The 17,912-nt window shown below is 58.8% G+C and carries 16 protein-coding genes; all 16 read left to right on the top strand.

Translation table 11 applies throughout. From position 1 onward, the window contains the following. The first annotated feature begins 285 nt into the window (after positions 1-285). The 16 genes from tssB to AC07XM_RS02315 all read left to right on the top strand — a co-directional run bounded on the left by tssB (position 286) and on the right by AC07XM_RS02315 (position 17,816). Entirely contained in the window at positions 286-789 is a 504-nt protein-coding gene (tssB, locus tag AC07XM_RS02390; RefSeq protein ID WP_102689613.1) for a type VI secretion system contractile sheath small subunit, read from the top strand. Positions 790-806: 17 nt separating this feature from the next. Next, positions 807-2,297, top strand: coding sequence for a type VI secretion system contractile sheath large subunit (gene tssC, locus AC07XM_RS02385; protein ID WP_102689612.1), 1,491 nt, complete (start codon positions 807-809; stop codon positions 2,295-2,297). After that, complete coding sequence (gene tssE / locus AC07XM_RS02380; RefSeq protein WP_031312002.1) at positions 2,294-2,704, top strand: type VI secretion system baseplate subunit TssE; 411 nt, start codon at positions 2,294-2,296, stop codon at positions 2,702-2,704. The genes tssC and tssE overlap by 4 nt, the downstream gene beginning before the upstream one ends. A 3-nt stretch (positions 2,705-2,707) precedes the next feature. Continuing rightward, entirely contained in the window at positions 2,708-4,474 is a 1,767-nt protein-coding gene (tssF, locus tag AC07XM_RS02375) for a type VI secretion system baseplate subunit TssF (protein ID WP_023048043.1), read from the top strand. Further along, positions 4,438-5,454: a type VI secretion system baseplate subunit TssG gene (gene tssG / locus AC07XM_RS02370; protein ID WP_102689611.1), complete on the top strand. Its 1,017-nt coding sequence runs from the start codon at positions 4,438-4,440 to the stop codon at positions 5,452-5,454. Before tssF ends, tssG begins: the two co-directional genes overlap by 37 nt. After that, on the top strand, positions 5,451-6,020 hold the full coding sequence (locus AC07XM_RS02365) for an FHA domain-containing protein (protein WP_096425930.1): 570 nt from the start codon (positions 5,451-5,453) through the stop codon (positions 6,018-6,020). The genes tssG and AC07XM_RS02365 overlap by 4 nt, the downstream gene beginning before the upstream one ends. Further along, positions 6,017-6,814, top strand: a complete 798-nt coding sequence (tssJ, locus tag AC07XM_RS02360; RefSeq protein WP_023048046.1) for a type VI secretion system lipoprotein TssJ — start codon at positions 6,017-6,019, stop codon at positions 6,812-6,814. The genes AC07XM_RS02365 and tssJ overlap by 4 nt, the downstream gene beginning before the upstream one ends. Before the next feature lie 55 nt (positions 6,815-6,869). Continuing rightward, positions 6,870-8,207: a type VI secretion system baseplate subunit TssK gene (gene tssK / locus AC07XM_RS02355; RefSeq protein WP_096425929.1), complete on the top strand. Its 1,338-nt coding sequence runs from the start codon at positions 6,870-6,872 to the stop codon at positions 8,205-8,207. Position 8,208: 1 nt separating this feature from the next. Beyond that, complete coding sequence (icmH, locus tag AC07XM_RS02350; RefSeq protein ID WP_096425928.1) at positions 8,209-9,078, top strand: type IVB secretion system protein IcmH/DotU; 870 nt, start codon at positions 8,209-8,211, stop codon at positions 9,076-9,078. Between the two features lie 131 nt (positions 9,079-9,209). Further along, a complete protein-coding gene (locus tag AC07XM_RS02345) occupies positions 9,210-9,734 on the top strand; it encodes an Hcp family type VI secretion system effector (RefSeq protein WP_023048048.1) in 525 nt (174 codons plus the stop codon). A 71-nt stretch (positions 9,735-9,805) separates the two neighbouring features. Beyond that, positions 9,806-11,974: a type VI secretion system Vgr family protein gene (locus tag AC07XM_RS02340; protein WP_102689610.1), complete on the top strand. Its 2,169-nt coding sequence runs from the start codon at positions 9,806-9,808 to the stop codon at positions 11,972-11,974. Positions 11,975-12,030: 56 nt separating this feature from the next. Then, a complete protein-coding gene (locus AC07XM_RS02335) occupies positions 12,031-12,894 on the top strand; it encodes a DUF4123 domain-containing protein (RefSeq protein ID WP_256596959.1) in 864 nt (287 codons plus the stop codon). Next, the gene (locus AC07XM_RS02330) at positions 12,887-15,877 is read left to right on the top strand and encodes a T6SS effector BTH_I2691 family protein (RefSeq protein WP_495044080.1); all 2,991 of its coding nucleotides are present in this window, start codon (positions 12,887-12,889) and stop codon (positions 15,875-15,877) included. Before AC07XM_RS02335 ends, AC07XM_RS02330 begins: the two co-directional genes overlap by 8 nt. Positions 15,878-15,879: 2 nt before the next feature. Next, positions 15,880-16,770, top strand: a complete 891-nt coding sequence (locus tag AC07XM_RS02325; RefSeq protein ID WP_096425922.1) for a hypothetical protein — start codon at positions 15,880-15,882, stop codon at positions 16,768-16,770. Further along, the gene (locus AC07XM_RS02320) at positions 16,767-17,024 is read left to right on the top strand and encodes a PAAR domain-containing protein (protein ID WP_102689910.1); all 258 of its coding nucleotides are present in this window, start codon (positions 16,767-16,769) and stop codon (positions 17,022-17,024) included. Before AC07XM_RS02325 ends, AC07XM_RS02320 begins: the two co-directional genes overlap by 4 nt. Positions 17,025-17,354: 330 nt before the next feature. Continuing rightward, positions 17,355-17,816 (top strand): histone-like nucleoid-structuring protein, MvaT/MvaU family, encoded by a 462-nt coding sequence (locus tag AC07XM_RS02315; RefSeq protein WP_256596970.1) that lies wholly within the window; start codon positions 17,355-17,357, stop codon positions 17,814-17,816. Positions 17,817-17,912: the final 96 nt, after the last annotated feature.

The raw sequence follows: 17,912 nt of genomic DNA, 5'->3' as shown, positions 1-17,912 counted from the left end.
GGCGCGAAATTTCCTACAAAAAAATGCCAATGCACATATGCGCATGCCGCCAACTCGAACACATCCAGCGGAAGCCTAGTACAGAGTTCCGAATGCACACAAACAAATATTTACTTACATCTTCACGCTCGACCACCGGACACTTTTCCATGCATGGTTTTTATAGAAGACGGGCAGCCAGCCCGACCAATTAAACATATGCAGGAAACTTCCTACAAGATCACAACAACATTAAACACAACTTGATTCTAAATCTCCTACAACTCAACAGGGAGTTACGTACTGATGTCTAAAAGCACGGGATCCGTCGCACCTAAAGAACGCGTCAATATCAAGTATGTCCCCGCGACGAGCAATGAGCAGGCTGAGGTGGAGCTGCCCCACAAGATGCTGGTTCTGGGCGACTTTGGCCTGGATGACAGCCGTGCGCTTGAGGACCGCCAGGTCGTGCGCATTGATAAACACACATTCAATAGCGTGTTGAACGACGCCGACGTGAGCCTGGACGTGTCTGTGCCCTCCAGGCTCAGCACCGCCCCGGATGCCGAGCTGGCGGTCCACCTGCAGTTCAGGTCCATCAACGACTTCGGACCGGACCGGATCGCGCGCCAGGTGCCTGAGCTGAACAAGCTGCTGGAGCTGCGTGAAGCGCTGGTCGCCCTGAAAGGCCCGCTGGGCAACGTCCCCGCCTTCCGCAAGCAACTGCAGCACCTGCTTAACAACGAGCAGGCCCGTAAACAACTCGCCCAAGAACTGGACCTGGTGCTTGAAGCACCCGACAAAGACTGAGACAACGGAGCGTCCCCATGCCTAAGCCAAGCAACACCACCATCACCACTGACGCAACGACCGACACGTTGGGCAGTACCTCCTTGCTGGACCAGATCATGGCAGAAACCAAATTGGTACCTGCTCAAGAGGGCTACCAGGTTGCCAGGCAGGGCGTATCTGCGTTCATTGCCGAAATCCTCAAAAGCAATGACCCGGATCAACTGATCAACAAGCACCGGGCCGACCAGATGATTGCCGAAATCGACCGGGTACTCGGCAAACAGATGGATGCCATTCTGCATCAGCCTGAGTTCCAGCAGCTCGAATCATCATGGCGCAGCCTGAAACTTCTGGTCGACCGCACGGACTTCAGGGAAAACATCAAGCTCGAAATCTTGCATGCCAGTAAAGAGGACCTGCTGGACGACTTCGAAAATGCTGCGGACATTACCTGCAGCGGTATCTACAAACATGTTTACACCGCAGGTTACGGCCAATTCGGGGGGGAGCCGGTTGCGGCCATAGTTGGCAACTACAACTTCGGCCCCTCTTCCCCTGATATCAAGCTGCTGAGTTACATGGCCTCCGTTGGCGCCATGTCCCATGCTCCATTTCTTGCCGCACCTGCCCCCGAGTTCTTCAACTTGAGCAGTTTCGAGGAGCTGCCCAACCTCAAGGAAATAAAAGACCTCTTCGCCGGCCCACGGCATGCCAAGTGGCGTGCATTTCGTGAAAGCGAAGACGCCCGCCACGTCGCCTTGGCCGGGCCTCGCTTCATGCTTCGTTCCGCTTACCACCCGCAGGAACAACCGATCCAGAGCTTCAACTACGACGAAGATATCGCCGGGCAGCACGACAACTACCTGTGGGGCAATTCTGCGTTTCTGTTGGCCAGCTGCATCAATGACAGCTTCGCCCGCTACCGCTGGTGCCCGAACATCATCGGCCCACAATCGGGCGGCGCCGTCGACGACTTACCGGTTCACCTGTACGAATCCCTCGGCCAGTTGCAGGCCAAGATTCCTACCGAGGTGCTGATATCCGACCGCAAGGAATTCGAACTGGCCGAAGAGGGCTTCATCGCCCTGACCATGCGCAAAGACAGCGACAACGCGGCGTTTTTCTCGGCCAACTCGGTGCAAAAGCCCAAGAACTTCCCGAAAACCCCCGAGGGTCTGGAGGCTCAGACCAACTACAAGCTGGGTACCCAGTTGCCCTACCTGTTCATCGTCAACCGGCTGGCTCACTACATCAAGGTGTTACAGCGCGAGCAGATCGGTAGCTGGAAGGAGCGCCGTGACCTTGAGTCCGAGTTGAACAAATGGATCAAGCAGTACGTCGCCGACCAGGAGAATCCATCTGCCGACGTTCGCAGCCGCCGGCCACTTCGAGCCGCCAGAATCGAGGTCTCGGATGTTGCCGGTGACCCAGGCTGGTACCAGGTTTCGCTCGCCGTGCGCCCGCACTTCAAGTACATGGGCGCGAATTTCGAAATCTCCCTGGTCGGGCGGCTCGATACGCAATGAGTGGTCTTTTTGATCGTTTGATGCGGGATCAGGATACCAGCCGGGAGCCTTCCCGACGGGAGAGCGCTTCCCACAAGTTCGCCGCCATCAAGTGCCACCTCGAAACGCTGCTGAATGCCCGCCTGGGGTGCTCCCAGAGCAGCCCTGAGCTGGGCCTGCGCGACTTCAACGGGCATGACGTGAACAACGGCGACCTGCTTGTACAGGTGAGCGCGGATATCCGCCGCACCCTACAGCGCTTCGAGCCACGCATACAGATACGCACGCTCAAAGCAGTGCCCGATGCTCATACGCCGCTAGAGCTGCATTTCAGGCTGGATTGCCTGGTCCAGGTCAACAACCACGCAGAGCACCTGCAGCTCGAGCTGATGGTCAACGGGCACAACCGCTACACCCGAGTGAGGTGACCGATGTCACTGAAAGACAGTTTCAGCGAAGAACTGCGTTACCTGCACGAACTCGGCAACGACTTCGCCAAAGACAACCCACAACTTGCCCGGTTGCTTGGCAAAGGTGCCAGCGACCCCGATGTCGAACGCCTGATGGAAGCCTTTGCGTTCCTCACCGCCAAGCTACGGCTGAAGCTGGAAGACGACTTGCCAGAGCTGACCCATCCCATGCTGCAGCTGTTGTGGCCGAACTATTTGCGGCCCCTGCCCAGCGCGACAATCATCCAGTTCAGCCCGGTCAGGCAATCCCTCAGCCAGTCACAGCGCATCCCAAGAGGGTCGCGGCTGTTCTCGAAACGGGTGGACGGTGTGGCCTGCGAGTTTCGCACCTGCACAGCGGTCAACATTCATCCGTTCGAGATCGACACGGTGGGCGCCACCCAGACACTCGACAGTTCCGTGGTCTGCATCGGCCTTCAAACACTGGTCGAGCGGCCGTTGAACAGCCTGGGCTGTACCAGCCTCGACTTTTACCTCAGTGGCGATACCCTCAGCGCGCGCACGCTTTACCTGTGGGTTTCTCAATACCTCAAGCATGTCAGCGTGACCATCAATGGCGAGGTTCGCCGGCTGCCGGCAAACAGCATCGCATTCCCGGGGTTCAGCCCCGACGACGCCTTGCTGCCTTACCCGCAGAACGTCTTTGATGGCTACCGAATCCTGCAGGAATACTTCGCCTTCCCCCAACGTTTCCATTTTTTCAGCGTGACCGGGCTGGAAAAAATCTGGCCAGCTCACTACAGCCAGCAGGTAAGCCTCGAATTTCACTTCACCCGCCAGCTACCCGACACGCTGCGTGTCGGCAGAGCAGATTTCAACCTGTTCTGCGCACCTGCGGTCAACCTGTTCCAGCACAGCGCCGAGCCCATCGACCTGTCCGGCCAGGAGGCCCTTGTTCCACTGAAGCCCAAGGGCACAGAGCCGCACGGCTACGAAATCTTCAGTGTCGACCAGGTCATCAGCACCCGAACGACGACTGACGGGAACACCGGTGAGCAGCTGCGAACCTTCCGCCCCTTCGAGTCGTTCGCCCATGAAATCGAGCAGGTTCAGGGGCGCACAGCGCTGTACTACCGCTGCCAGCTGGAAGAGTCTCTGCGCGGCGATGGCGTCACGCATCGAATCGCCTTCGTCCGCGCCGATGCCAACAGCTACATAGGCGAACTGGAAACCGCGTCCATCGACCTGACCTGCACCAATCGGGACCTGCCGCTGGCGCTGGGCATCGATGACATCAACGTCCTGACCGAACTGACGCCCCCGCTGGCCACCTACACCAATCTCTGTAAGCCCACCCGCCCCTGTCGGCCGGTGCTGGACGGCCAGTTGCAGTGGGCATTGATCTCCAACATGTCGCTCAACTACCTGTCCCTGCTCTCGGTAGAGCCGTTGAAAGCCGTGATCCGCGCCTACGACTTCATGGCCCTGCACGACATCCAGCAGGCCCGCACCACCCGTAAACGCCTGGCCGGCATGCGCGACATTCATACACAGCCCATGGATTGGCTGATCAAGGGGCAGCCCATTCGCGGCCTGCACACCCGCCTGAAACTGGACCAGACCGCCTTCCTCTGCGAAGGCGACTTGTACCTGTTCAGCTGCGTGCTGGCCCACTTCTTCGCCCTGTACGCCAGCATCAACTCCTTCCATCAGCTGGAAGTGATCAACACCACCAATAACGAGCACTACACATGGCCAATACAGACCGGCAAGCAACCGCTGATCTAGCCGACAAGCTGCTCTCGGAGGCGCATCAGTACAACTTCTTCCAGTTGCTGGAGCGGCTACACGGGCTGCATGGCGATGACCTCGAACCCCGTTGGCCAGACGAAGTCACCCGGCGGCGGGTGCGCCTGGCCTGCGACCCACGGCTGAGCTTCCCGGTGTCGGACGTGTACAAAGCCCAGAGGATGCCCGCTGAGCAAGAACGCTACCGCGTCGTTGCCACGTTTCTGGGCTTGCATGGCACCGATTCGCCACTGCCCACCTACTACCTGGAACAGGTGGCCTATGAACATGCGCAGGGCATCGGTGTACGCCCGGCCTTCTTCGACTTTTTCAACCACTACCTGCTCAGCCTGTTGCACCGTATATGGCGCAAGTACCGCTACTACATCCGTTTCCAGCCGGGTGCCAGTGACGGGTTTTCGCAGTATGTGTTTGCCCTGCTGGGGCTTAACGACGCGCAGTTACGAGGGGACACGGCGCTGCCCTGGAGCCGCCTGCTCAGTTTTGCCGGGGTGATCGCCAGCCGCAGCCGTGCGCCGGGCACTGTGGCCGGCATCATTGCGCACTGCTTCGACCTCAAGCATGTGCAAATCCGCGAGTTCGAGACGCGCTCAGTCACCACCACATCCAGGCAGCTTGTAAGCCTGGGGCGTGCCAACGGGCAGTTGGGCAGCACGTTCATGGTCGGCAGCCGCACGCGCACCCGCAGCAGCAAGTTCACCATCGTGATCAGCGAGCTCGACCAGGCCCAGCTGCGGGACTTGTTGCCCAGCGGCATCAACTTCGGCCGTTTGCGCGCACTGATTGACTTCCTGCTGCGTGACGGTCTGGCCTACGACCTGGAGCTGCGTTTGAAACAGAACGCGTTGTCACCCTTCTGCTTGCACCGCAGCCAGGGCGCTTACCTGGGCTGGACCAGCTTCGTCGATGATCGGCATGGCCAGATCAGCCCGATTGTACGCTTCCGGGGACGTTCATGAATTCAGTGACCTTGAGCATCACCAACCTCGACCAACTGCAGCACGACGTTACTGCCCGGCACCGGTTCGATTGCAAGGGCGGCACCATCGGCAGCGAACGGGCAAGCTGGCGGATCAATGACCGTGCTCAGACCGTTGCGCCCCTGCACTGCGAAATACGCTGGCTCGAAGGCAGCTTCTGCGTGATCGACCACTGCCACCGCACCTACCTTAATGACAGCTCCACCAGCCTGGAAACGCTTGCACCCAGGCGTCTTGTTGAAGGTGACCAGCTTCGCATTGGTGCTTACCGGCTACAGGTTCAGTACGCCCAGGATCAAGCCTGCACACGCTCGCTGGAGGACCTGTTCAACCCGGACCAAAGGGTGCTCGACCGCCTGATAGCCGAAGAGCCTGCCACCCCTTGGCCAAAAAATCCTTCTGCCCCTCAACCAGCGGTCGAGATCTGCTCGGTCTTCAAGGCAGCCGTGGGCAATGACCCTCTGGCAGCGCTGGACGCAGCGGCTGATGCCGAGGCATTCGGAGAATGCCCACTGCAGCGCCTGATTGCAGGAGAACACCCATGACGCGTCATCCACTACTGATCGCGCCGCTGCTGCTTGCGTTGGTCGGGCTCACCGGCTGCACCTCTTTGAGCAGAGCGAGCCAGGTCGTCATGGACCCTTCGTTGCCCATCGGGCCGCCCAAGGATCATGCGACCCAGGTCGCGTTCAGCATCAATGCCAGCCCTACCCTCAACGGCAATCCGAATAGCCTTGACGTAGCGGACGAACAGGAGCCGGCCCTGGAACCCAGCCCCTACGCAGTGACCCTGAGTGCCGGGGACCCCTATGCGCTGACCGAAAAAATCGGGACCCTGTTCGAATACCTGCAGGTGCAATTTCCTGCGATGTCCCCGGTCGAAATGCACGACGAAGACGAAAGCGACCCGGCACGCTCGCCCCTGGAAGAAGGCGCACCTGGCAGCTACGACGACCCTGCCGTGGTGCTGACCTTGCCGCGCACCACGGCCGTTACCTCAGAGCCTGTGGCCACGCCTATCGCCATCAAGATCCTGCAACTGCGCGACGACTCACTGCTGCGCAACACGGTGTACCAGCTGCTGGACCAGGACCCGGCCAAGGCACTGCGCAGTACCTACATCCGTGGTGACGACTACCTGCTGCGCCCTGGCCAGTTCAAGTACATCCCGTTCGAGCCCATCCACGCCGAAACGCGCTTCGTCGCGGTGATTGGCGACTACCGAGGCCATGAAAACGCCACCTGGCGGCAAGTGCTGCGCATTCCGCCGCGCGGCCGCCAGATCATGCTGTCGGTGCTGGTCAACGACACGCACATCCTGCTCAAGGAAGAAGACTGATGGCGCCTCGACACCCTTTGCCCTTACTGCTTACGCACGCTGACACGGAGCGCCCATGAGTTCACGTAACCCCGTCCTCTGGCCCGAAGGCCTGTTCGTCAAACCACAACATTTCCAGCAGGCGGCCAGGGCCAGCGAAGCAGCCCTGCACCAGCGCCTCGCCAGCCTCAATGCAGCCTTCTACGGCTTCAGCGAACTTCAGCTGAACGACGAATACCTGAGCCTGGGCAAGATCGCCATCACCCGGGCGCGGGGCGTCATGCCGGACGGGACGGTGTTCGATATTCCCGCCGACCTGCCTCCACCGCCGCCACTGGAAATCGACGACGACGCCTGTAAAGACAGCGAGGTGTATCTGTGCCTGCCGCTGCGCACCAATGGCGGCCGCGAAGTGAGCTGGCCCGACAATGCCGCCAACTTCCGCTACACCGCCCAGGCACAGGAAATCAAGGATACCCACACCGCTGACGGTGACTTGGTACAGGTAGACCTTGCCGTGCCCAACCTGCAGCTCAGACGCACCACCGAAGACAGCAGCGCCTACACCCGCCTCGCCCTGGCACGTATTCTGGGACGACGCCCCGACGGCAGCGTGCAACTGGACGAAGCGTTCTACCCCACCAGCGTGTCGGTGCGGGCGGTGCCGGCACTGCAACGGTTCCTTGACGAAATCACCAACACGTTGCGCGAGCGGGCGCGCGGCCTTGCCACGCGTATAGGCGCTTCGGGCCAGTCCGGTATCGCCGACATCCGCGACTTCAACCTGCTGCAGGCAATGAACCGTTGGTGGCCGTGTTTCCAGCATCTGGCCAGGCAAGCGCAAACGCACCCCGAGCAGCTGTACCTGTGCATGAGCCAAGCCTGTGGCGAATTCGTCACCTTCACCGACCAGAACAGGCTGCCGCAAGAGTACCCCGCGTACCACCACACTGCGCTGCGCGCCTCGTTCAAGCCCCTGGAAGACACCCTGCGCCGGTCCCTGAGCACCGTGTTGCAGCCACGCGCTGTTTCACTGCCGCTGGAAAGCGAACAATTCGGCGTGATGACGACCACGCTACAAGACCGTCGGCTGATCGACGAAGCCGACTTCATCCTCGCCGTGCGCGCCGACCTGCCACCGCAAACGTTGCGCCAGATGTTCATCCAGAAAGCCAAGATCACCTCGCTTGAGTCACTGAGCAACCTGGTGCCGCTGCAACTGCCGGGTATCCCTCTGTTGCCATTACCGGTGGCGCCACGCGACCTGCCCTTCCATGCGGGCTTCAGTTACTTCGAGCTGGACCGGCGCGATCCCGCCTGGGCATGCATGGCCAAGGCGAATGGCTTCGGCATCCATATTGCGGGCGATTTCCCAGGGCTTGAACTGCAGTTCTGGGCAATCAGGAGTGAGTGAAATGGGAGAAGACAATAAAACGCCCATCGATGACAAAAACGCTGAAGTCAGCCCGCTTGATCCAACCCTTAAAAAGCCGGCATCCAGCGCCCAGGCCACTGCAACCAATGCGCAAGCATCCACGGCAACCCCTGAACCAGAGCCCGCCTCGGAAGGCTACCCCGCCGACCCGGAATTTCAGCTGCGTGGCGGCTTCGCCAACCTGATGCTGGATGCCGCGTCACCGTTGTTCGGCTTGGTCATACGCCTGCGCACGCTGGACGAACTGCCAAACATCAAGGATGTGCACCAGCAAGTACGTAACCAGATCGACAACATTCAGGAAGAAATGCGCCAGCACGGTTACGAGCCCGCTCAGTTGCTGGCGTATTCCTACGGCCTGTGCCTGTTCATAGACGAGGCCGTCATGGAACGATCCTGGGGCAAGAGCAGTTGCTGGAGCCAGGAGCCACTGCTGAGCATCTTCCACGACGAAACCTGGGGCGGGGAAAAAATCTTCACCGTGATTACCCGCCTGATGCAGGAGCCCACGCGTTATCAGGACGTACTGGAGTTCATGTACTACGCCCTGTGCCTTGGGCTGAAAGGCAAGTATGCGCTCGCGCCAAAAGGCGAAGAAACACTCAACGCACTGATTCACCAACTGCACGAAATCATCCGCGAACTGCGCGGCCCCACGCCAGAAGAAGTCTGCGACCCCTACACCAACGTGGCCCCACGCAATTTCCGCATGAACCGGCAGTGGCCCTGGTGGAGTCCTTTGGTGATCTCGGCCATCGCCATGGCGGTCGCTTACGGCATCTACAGCTATCGCCTGCACCTGATTACCACCGAGGTACTGGAGTCGCTCAACGGCATCTTGCAGCAGTAAGCCGCGGTTATCCAGGCCAACAGAAATCAACGAATTGATGAGGCTTCGGCCTTGTTGAAAAGCCCATCGTTTCCGATGGCCACGCCACTGTTGTGCGCGTGTCAATCCACATGGACGCAGGAGAAACTGCCATGCCAACACCCGCTTACATCGCCATCGAAGGCAAGACCCAAGGCAACATCACCAAAGGCGCCTTCACCGCCGACTCAGTCGGCAACATCTACGTAGAAGGTCACGAAGACCAGATCCTGGTGCAGGAAGTCAATCACCGCATCACCGTGCCCACAGATCCGCAAAGCGGGCAGCCGGCCGGCCAACGGGTACACGGGCCGTTGATTTTCACCTGTGCCCTGAACAAGGCGGTACCGCTGCTTTACAGCGCGCTGTCCAGCGGAGAAATGCTGCCCAATGTCGAGCTCAGCTGGTATCGGACCTCGGTTGAAGGCACCCAGGAACGCTTTTTTACGACCAAGCTGATCGACGCTGTGATCATCGATATCGACCTCGAAATGCCACACGTGCAGGACAAGGACAACAGCGACTTCACCCAGTTCTTCAAAGTCTCGATGGCCTACCGCGGCATTGAGTGGGAGCACATTACGGCAAGTACCGCAGGTGCAGACGACTGGCGCAAGCCCAAAGAAACAGCTGTGTGATCTAGCTGCGGAGCCGGGCAGGCTTGCCTGCCCGGACTTCTGATACTTCAGACGGCGGACAAGGACTGCTTATGCCTACCCAATCTGATTTGCGATACAGCTTCCAGCCCGTGGTCGGAAAAACTGAATTCGAAGTGGTGTCGTTCGAGCTCAAGGAGGAACTCAGCCAACCGTTCAAGTTGACCCTGAAACTCATCAGCTTCGAACACGATGTCGACTTCGGCCACCTGCTCGACAAGCCCGTGCTGTTCACCATCTGCGATGGTGAACGCCCCGTCCGCTACGTGCACGGCTTGGTCAGCAGTTTCAGCCAGGGCGAGAGCGGCTTCCACCGCACTTACTATCACGCATTGGTCGAGCCGCAACTGGCCCGCGCCAGACTGCGCTCGAACTGGCGCATCTTCCAGCACAAGACCGCGCCGCAAATTCTCGAAATGATGCTGAAACGACAAGGCATCACCCAGTATCACTTCGGAACTGGCTTCAACTATCACCCGCGGGAATTCTGCGTACAGGCCGGCGAAACCGATCTCGACTTTTTTGCGCGCATCGCTGCTGAAGAAGGTTTGGTCTATCGGTTCGAGCACACTGAAAAGCATCACAAGCTGATCATCACCGACCGACTGCTGACATTGGGACACATCGAGTGCAACGCAGCTAAAGCAAAGATCATCGATGAAGGGTTTGTCGATGGCGATGAATCAACCAAACCCTACACAGTGCTGTACCACGCCAACAGAGGCGGCGACCAGCCCCAACCCTGCCTGCGGCGCTTGCGCTACAGCGAACAGGTGCGTCCCGCACGGCAGGTTCAACGCGACTACACCTTCACCCACCCCGCCTACCGCCAGGAACACAGGGCCTCAGGCCCCTATCTGAAGCACCAGTCCGCCGACTATGAGTGCTTCGACTACCCAGGCCGCTACAAACGCGATGCCGTTGGCAAGCCGTTCACCGAAAACCGCATCACCGCCTTGCGCCACGACGTGCGCATTGCCGAGGTGCAAGGCGACGATATACGCCTGCAACCGGGCCTGAGCTTCACCCTGACCGGCCACCCGCGCGAAGACCTGAATGTGCACTGGCGAGTGAGCACAGTCAGCCACGAAGGCAGCCAGTTCACCAGCCTGCAGGAAGAAGCTGCCGGGGCTGACCAGAGCACACGATACGAGCAAAAGGCGGTACTGGTGCCGGGCAGAACCGAGTGGCGCCCGGCATCGTTGCCCAAACCACGCGTTGACGGCCCGCACATGGCCACTGTGGTCGGGCCACCCGGTGAAGAGATCTACTGCGACGAATGGGGCCGGGTCAAGGTCAGCTTCCCCTGGGACCGCGAAAGCCAGGACAACGAATTCAGTTCCTGCTGGATTCGGGTATCCCAGGGCTGGGCCGGCGGCAGCTGGGGCTCGATGGCCATCCCGCGCATCGGCCAGGACGTGATCATCCATTACGTCAATGGCGACCCCGATCAGCCGATGATCACCGGCCGTACCTACTGCGGCAACCAGCTGCCGCCGTATGACCTTCCCCGCCACAAGACCCGCATGACCATCAAGAGCCAGACCCACAAGGGCGATGGCTTCAATGAGCTGCGCTTTGAGGACGAACTGGGTCAGGAGGAAGTGTTCATTCATGCCCAGAAGGACCAGAACAATGTGGTCAGGCACGATGAGAATACGCAGGTAGGCAATGACCGCAAAGAACAGGTCAATAACGACGAATCAATCCTGATCGGCCACGACCGTAATGAAACGGTTGGCAACGATGAGCACGTCACCATCGGGCATGACGCCACGCTCGACATCGGTCAAAACCACACAATCAAGATCGCCAAGGATCGTGTGGAAACCATCGGCAATCACCGCCACGACCAGATCACAGCCAATCACCACACCCGCATTGGCGGCAACCTTGAGCAGCAGGTCGAAGGGCATGCCGAGCTTGAAGCCCGAGGGGAAATCCGCAGACGTACTCGCCGTTATGAACTTCGAGCATCGGAAGCAGTGGTCATCCAAGGCCCTGGGGGCTCCATTCGAATCGATGAAACCGGCATCACACTGGACAGCCCGACGATTCGCATCACCGGCCAGATGCTCAAGTCGGCAGATGGGGCAAGCAACCTCTTTTCCATCAGCGGCGCGCCGGTCAATGGGAAGCCCCTGGAGCGCCAGTGCGGACGCCGGCCCGATGGCACCTGCACTTTGCCCGACTGCCGCTGCATCAGAGGGCCAGGCCAATGAAAACAGCCATTTCAAATGCGCGGCCAGACGAGCACTTCGCAAATAACGCTCGGTTCATGTTGCTGTTGACCCGCGTGCTCGAGCACTGGGCCTACCGACCAATACCTCAAGAGGGCGAACGGGTCCCGGCCTATGCCCCTTCGGTACTCGAGCTCATCAATGAAATCAGCCGAAATACCCAGCACGCCTGGCTGTGGAGGCGCAGCACCCTGGACGACCGTCACGACTTTGGACCATTGCTGGTAGACGTGTCAGAAGCGCCCGAACTGCTTGCCCATGCAATATCGACCTGGATGCCCATTGGCGGTGCCATCGCGCTGGATGCCGAGATCGGCCTTGCCCCGTTGGCAGACCACTTCACCAGCCTTGTGCAGATCGCGCTTCCAGACCAGGGGCTGGCCACTTACCAATTCAAACCTGACCACCTTGCGGCCTGGCTGGATGCACTGGATGAAGACCATGCAGCTACGTGGCTTGGCCCTGTGACGTCGCTGGCCTGGCGAATCAACTGGGGGCCGGTGCACGCGTGGAAAAAGCTTGAGCGCAGCCCGACCACTGCCCGCTCTTATCAGGAACCTGCATTACCCCTTCGCCAGCTTGAACTTGAGCGGCTGCAAGCAGGCATGCACGAGCACTTCGTGCTCACGTTGGCGCATGAGGTGTTAGCACTGCCACAACACGCCACCCACACATTGGCCGACATCCGGCAATGGATCGAACGCCTGCTGCCGCAACTGAAAGCCCTCAACTTTGGCGATGAGGAAGTCACTGGGGAATTCATCAGGCTGGTTGCCAGGCACATGTGGCTCATGACCGATGACCACGCGGGGAAGATCTACACCAACCTTGAGGAGTCACCCCAAGGCCGCCTCCGCGAGCTGCATGCACTGATCGAAAGCAAGGAACCCACCCATGAATGACGCCAGTGTCAGCAGTGCCACCTCCGGCCCTGCCTGCAGCGCACGCATCCCCATCCTGCCGGTGCGCTATGCCATCGTGCCACGCACCGGCGACACACCCGCCTGCCGCTATGCCAGTGCGGGTTTCAATTTGGAACAAAGCTTCCCCCCGCTGCAACACTCTGCCTACACCCTGCGCGCTTTGCGCCCGGGTTATGTCTACGTGTTCATGAAAGGTCCGAAGGGCGAACAGCTGGTCATCCATGAGTACGTTGGCGCGGGTCTTTACAAAGAACTGAGTTACAAAGGGCTGGAAAACTACCACCTGCGTGATCGCTATCTCTCCAGCCGGAGCATGGGCTGGGTGTGGGCCGATACCTGCCCCGATACCGCCAGGCAAGTGTGGATCGGCTACAGCCCCCACCTGTGGACCAACGCCGTGACCGCCCGCATCACCGGTTCATCAGCCCTGCGCAAACGGCATATGCGCCAGCTGGACATGGCCGAACTGATCGCCAGCAGCCAGGCGCCATCCACCCAGCCCCATGTGTTGCCGGTCAGTGCCCTGCAAACCTGGGTCGAAGACTTCAAGCCAACCGAACGGCGCATGCCGCTGACCTGGAGCAGCGACCCGATCACCGAAACCTTGCCTATCGGCAACTTGGTCGCCGTGGCGCGTCACTACCCTTGGACCCAACCGAAGGTACCGGTGGTGATAGCACTCGCCGACGCCGAAGGCATGGCCCTGGACCTGAGCCTGTCGGTCTCGGCCTACCAGCATCAAATGCGCGACCTGATGCCCGCCGAACAACTGGCACACACAAAACCCGCGCAACCTCCCGAGCAGGAACCCGTGCCGGCGTGCTACCGCCTGGATGCCGAGCAACTGAGCGTGCACAGCCGCGATTTTCACCATCGCAACCTGGTGGGCATGCTGCTGAACAAGACGCTGGAAAGCATGTACCCGGCCGATGCGCCTTCACCGGAACTGGCCGCGTTCAGGCTGGGCACGGAGCGGCGTGGCCCTGCGCTGTCTGCGGCCGAGTCACATTTCCAGGCCCTCACCCATGAGGATTACTCCCCCAACGGCGCGCGCCTGGCAAAGCGCATCGATATCGCCAAATACCGGCGTTTCCTTGCCGAACGCGACGAGGTCGAACGGCGTATTGCAGCCCTGCGCAACCTGGCGTTGCAAGCCAGCAATGATCATGACGCCTGGCTGGCCACTGCCGAATCGCAACATATCGACAACCCCCACAGCCTGGCCGCCGCCCTGGCGTGTTACGACCGCGACGAACGCACCTCCGCCCGCGGCCTGGAAATCTCGCTGGCTTTGCTGATTCACCCGATGGGCCAGCCGACACCCGGCACCGAAGAGCATGACCGACGCTTCAAACGCCTGGAGCAATGGTTGGACCAGCACGACAGCCCGCTTTACACCGCCTTGGCGCCGTTCAATCCGTTCAAGGACAAAGCGGATTCGACCGGCTCTTTGTTCGGTGCCAGCGACAACGTGATCGAAGGATTGGTGGGTCGCTTCCCGGCCATGGCCGACATCACCGACCTTACCGCCCAGGCGGTCAATACCGTAGTGCTCAAGCGCCTGCGCGGGCAAACCCGCTGGGATGCCAGTCATGGCCTGCGTCAGCAGGTACTGTTGGCGGCGCGGGAGGCGAATGCCGAGAAGGCGTTGGGGCTGTTGGCGGAACGCTACCGGATCACCGAGCAGGCCATCACGGAAAATCCATTCAGCCAGGAGGCACAGAAGTATTTGAAGAGCGGCATGGCGCAGGTTGAGGAAATGAAACAACTGCGGATCTCGGGTAGCCGGACAATATCGATAGAACTGACCACCACTGCGCGAGTGAAGCCCAACTTTCTCGGGTTGCTCACCTCGGGCGGCGGGGGTGGTTTGAATGCGGGGATGCTGTGGTTCAACATCTTATCGCTGAAGACGGCCTATAACAGCCTGCAGAAGAACGATGCACCGGAATACACCTTGGGCTTTGCTTCATCGATTTTTGGGGTGATCGGTGCAGCGGCGGCGACGATGGTCAGCGTGCGAGCAACGCAGAAGGCCGTGATGTTGAGATTGAGTCCGACCGCACCAGGCATGGCCTTTGGTAACGGGATTGTCAAGTTCTTGAGTAGCAATCTATTTGCGCGTTTAGCAGGTTACCCAGCGATAGCATTTAGCCTGTCTTCTGACTTCGCCAAGATGAGGCGCCAGAGAGCGAACGGCAATCTGGCAGCTGCCGGATACACGATGACTGGTGGCTTAACTATGGCTATTGGTTCTGCTGTCGTCCTTGAAGCCGGACTTGCCGTTGCGGGTGCTACATCGGTTGTGCCGTTTGCCGGATGGGCCGCAGCTGCCCTTGTCCTCGTAGGCGTAGCCATCGTTGCAGGAGGCCTCTATCTACACGCAAAGGCACATGAGCACCTTCATAGCCCAATTGAGCTGTGGGCAGCACGCACCGTCTTCGGCAATCGTATTAATGATGGAGAGTCGCACCCTGGCATCACCTTGGATTTTGAAAATAAACTTCCTGCCTTCGCCTCGCTACAAACTGAAATCAAAGCCTGGCACAACGAGCATTACGGACCAAAACTACTAACGGCCGAACAGGCCCTGTCACTCGGCATAACTAAAGTTGACACTAAATGGCATCGGAACGATCACTGGTCTCCGCCCAACTGGATTGCCATCACCCATAACGAAGTACCCACACCTCAACCAACCGTTGAGTTCACCGTGCTGCTGCCTGGCTTTGTGCCTGGGGTAAGCGAATGGTCAGGAAGTTTGAGCACCCTACATGACGACCAAGGAATGCACGTATTCCCAGCCGCCCCGACCGGCCATATCGTAGGTGGTGGTTTGGTTCTTCATTTCGAGAACACACTGGCCAACCAAAGTCATGTCTCACTGCATTTATCTTACAGCGCCAATCAAGGTTTGGACGAAGATAATGAGACCCAATCAGTCTTTCATCTGAAGCGTTAATTATGGCAACCACCTGGATATTCAATTCAACGTCAGACTCTGGACACAAACCTGCAATTGGGGGACAGCTGGCAAACGCATCCGAAAATATCTTATGCCTGCGAAACCCATGGGTAACAGACTCCGTATTCATGGGAAAACTGTACTGCGCAATAACAGTCATATCACTCATCGGATTTTACCCTCAAATCCTCCCAATCACCTTAGACCTCTACAATAAAAATGCTGCATTAATGCTTTTGTTCTTAATCTCTCCATTTCCTTTCGTTCCATTTCTAATTTATCGTATCTATTTTATAAAAAACCTATCAAACTTTTGCCTCAACCGCTCAACCCAAAAAATCTACTACCAACGCTTGAGCAAAGTATTAGTCTTCGAGTGGAGCAATACCGGAGGGGGCATATTCAAACGCACCGAATACGGCGGCTCATCCTTCAGCACCAGCTATGCCCTCGCCTTCGCCCCTCGCCGAGCGGATGGCAGTCTCCACCAAAAAGACTGCCTCTGGATCGACAGCAACGAACCCACCGAACCCGGCGTAAAGCACGTCGCTGAAGTCTGGGAATACCTCCGACACTTCATGGCCCACGGCCCGGACAAGCTCCCCCCACCCGGCGAACCCAACTGGTGGTACAAACCGCTGCACGCCATCTGCCTGACGCCGGCAGAAGCCTGGCAACACTACGCCCCCTGGCGAACCGGCGAGCCCGGTGAAATGCAGGGCAAAAAGAACTGGCAACTGCCGTTCTGGGCCGTGCTGTTCCCCTACAACCTCACCGTTGCCATCTGCTGGTACTTCATCTGCAAACTTTTCAACGTCCGAGCAGCACCACCGCCCCCAGCAGCCTTCGAAGAACCCCCCGTTCAACTCCGCAAAAGGAAGCGCAAATGAAACCCATCGTACTGGTAGGCCATCGCCATAGCTGCCCGCTCCATGGCGAAGGCACTGTGGAAACCGGCGCAAGCGCAACATTCGTGGATGGCAGGGCCGTCGTACGCGTGGGCGACCGCATCAGTTGTGGCGCAGTCATCGAAACCGGCGCTGCATGCACGATTATCGAGGGCCAACCCGCAGCGAGGGAGGGAGACACTACCAGCCACGGAGGGGCTCTGATCGAGGGGGACCAGGGTTGGCTCATTGATTGAAAGCAAAACCGGCACTGAGCCGAATGCGGTAAACCCCAGCGTTAAAACCAAACCTCTCCCTCGGTTTTGAAGCCGGTCAATCAATTGATTGGGCCGTTCTTCGGTCCAAATAACGAGGATGCGCTCACAGGCACAGTACCCCATGGTAATTGATGATATTATAATAGCCTCCAGCGTGGGAATATTCTTACACAGGGCACTTAGAACTAAACAGCCCACGCTCAACACAGCCCCATGGGTTATCAAGAAAAATCCATCAAATTATTTCACCGCTTGCATTTACGCCCGACAACCACTAACACTTATCTCATCGCCCGATGGAGATAAGCCATGTCCCGCCTCGCCGAATTCCGTGCCCTCGAACGACTGCTTACGGCAAAGCCCGAACTTTCCTTCATTAAAATCGACCCCAACCTCATCCGTGACTTCGAATTTGAAAGCAAACTCCACATGCTGCTTGCCGAATATCAATTCAATCTGTCCCATGTCCTGGCCATCATCGAGAGCGAATGCACGACCAACATTGACGAGGTCTATCAGCAATGCCGTCCTGTCGCACCGCCCCGACTTTATAGAGCCCGGCAAAGCAAATACTATATAAACCCACACACAGGGCAGGAAGTTGAAGCAAAGAGCACCCTGCACAAAACCGTGCGGTTGTGGATTCAGCAGTACGGCCGGGAGGAGGTCGAAAGCTGGGCAACTGGGAGCGGGCGTGCCCGCGAAGAATCTAGCGCGGTGGATGGCACCGGCTTTGCCGGTGTTCGCGGGGCAAGCCCGCTCCCACAGTGATCGCGCTGGCGTTTAGGCGTTGTGCAAGACAGTTGTCCCCACAGGTACTGCATAAGCCTGAAGCCTGCGCGATTACCTGTGGGAGCGGGTTTACCC

The sequence above is a fragment of the Pseudomonas sp. GW460-LB5 genome (assembly GCF_059423245.1).
This window is presented reverse-complemented; position numbering and strand designations above follow the sequence as displayed.

What these genes read in the sequence shown, in the direction of transcription:
- icmH (WP_096425928.1), top strand. Translation starts at nt 8,209, where the DNA reads ATGGGAGAAGACAATAAAACGCCCATCGATGACAAAAACGCTGAAGTC.
- AC07XM_RS02340 (WP_102689610.1), top strand. Translation starts at nt 9,806, where the DNA reads ATGCCTACCCAATCTGATTTGCGATACAGCTTCCAGCCCGTGGTCGGA.
- AC07XM_RS02330 (WP_495044080.1), top strand. Translation starts at nt 12,887, where the DNA reads ATGAATGACGCCAGTGTCAGCAGTGCCACCTCCGGCCCTGCCTGCAGC.
- tssK (WP_096425929.1), top strand. Translation starts at nt 6,870, where the DNA reads ATGAGTTCACGTAACCCCGTCCTCTGGCCCGAAGGCCTGTTCGTCAAA.
- tssJ (WP_023048046.1), top strand. Translation starts at nt 6,017, where the DNA reads ATGACGCGTCATCCACTACTGATCGCGCCGCTGCTGCTTGCGTTGGTC.
- tssE (WP_031312002.1), top strand. Translation starts at nt 2,294, where the DNA reads ATGAGTGGTCTTTTTGATCGTTTGATGCGGGATCAGGATACCAGCCGG.
- AC07XM_RS02335 (WP_256596959.1), top strand. Translation starts at nt 12,031, where the DNA reads ATGTTGCTGTTGACCCGCGTGCTCGAGCACTGGGCCTACCGACCAATA.
- tssF (WP_023048043.1), top strand. Translation starts at nt 2,708, where the DNA reads ATGTCACTGAAAGACAGTTTCAGCGAAGAACTGCGTTACCTGCACGAA.
- tssC (WP_102689612.1), top strand. Translation starts at nt 807, where the DNA reads ATGCCTAAGCCAAGCAACACCACCATCACCACTGACGCAACGACCGAC.
- AC07XM_RS02345 (WP_023048048.1), top strand. Translation starts at nt 9,210, where the DNA reads ATGCCAACACCCGCTTACATCGCCATCGAAGGCAAGACCCAAGGCAAC.
- tssB (WP_102689613.1), top strand. Translation starts at nt 286, where the DNA reads ATGTCTAAAAGCACGGGATCCGTCGCACCTAAAGAACGCGTCAATATC.
- AC07XM_RS02315 (WP_256596970.1), top strand. Translation starts at nt 17,355, where the DNA reads ATGTCCCGCCTCGCCGAATTCCGTGCCCTCGAACGACTGCTTACGGCA.
- tssG (WP_102689611.1), top strand. Translation starts at nt 4,438, where the DNA reads ATGGCCAATACAGACCGGCAAGCAACCGCTGATCTAGCCGACAAGCTG.
- AC07XM_RS02320 (WP_102689910.1), top strand. Translation starts at nt 16,767, where the DNA reads ATGAAACCCATCGTACTGGTAGGCCATCGCCATAGCTGCCCGCTCCAT.
- AC07XM_RS02365 (WP_096425930.1), top strand. Translation starts at nt 5,451, where the DNA reads ATGAATTCAGTGACCTTGAGCATCACCAACCTCGACCAACTGCAGCAC.
- AC07XM_RS02325 (WP_096425922.1), top strand. Translation starts at nt 15,880, where the DNA reads ATGGCAACCACCTGGATATTCAATTCAACGTCAGACTCTGGACACAAA.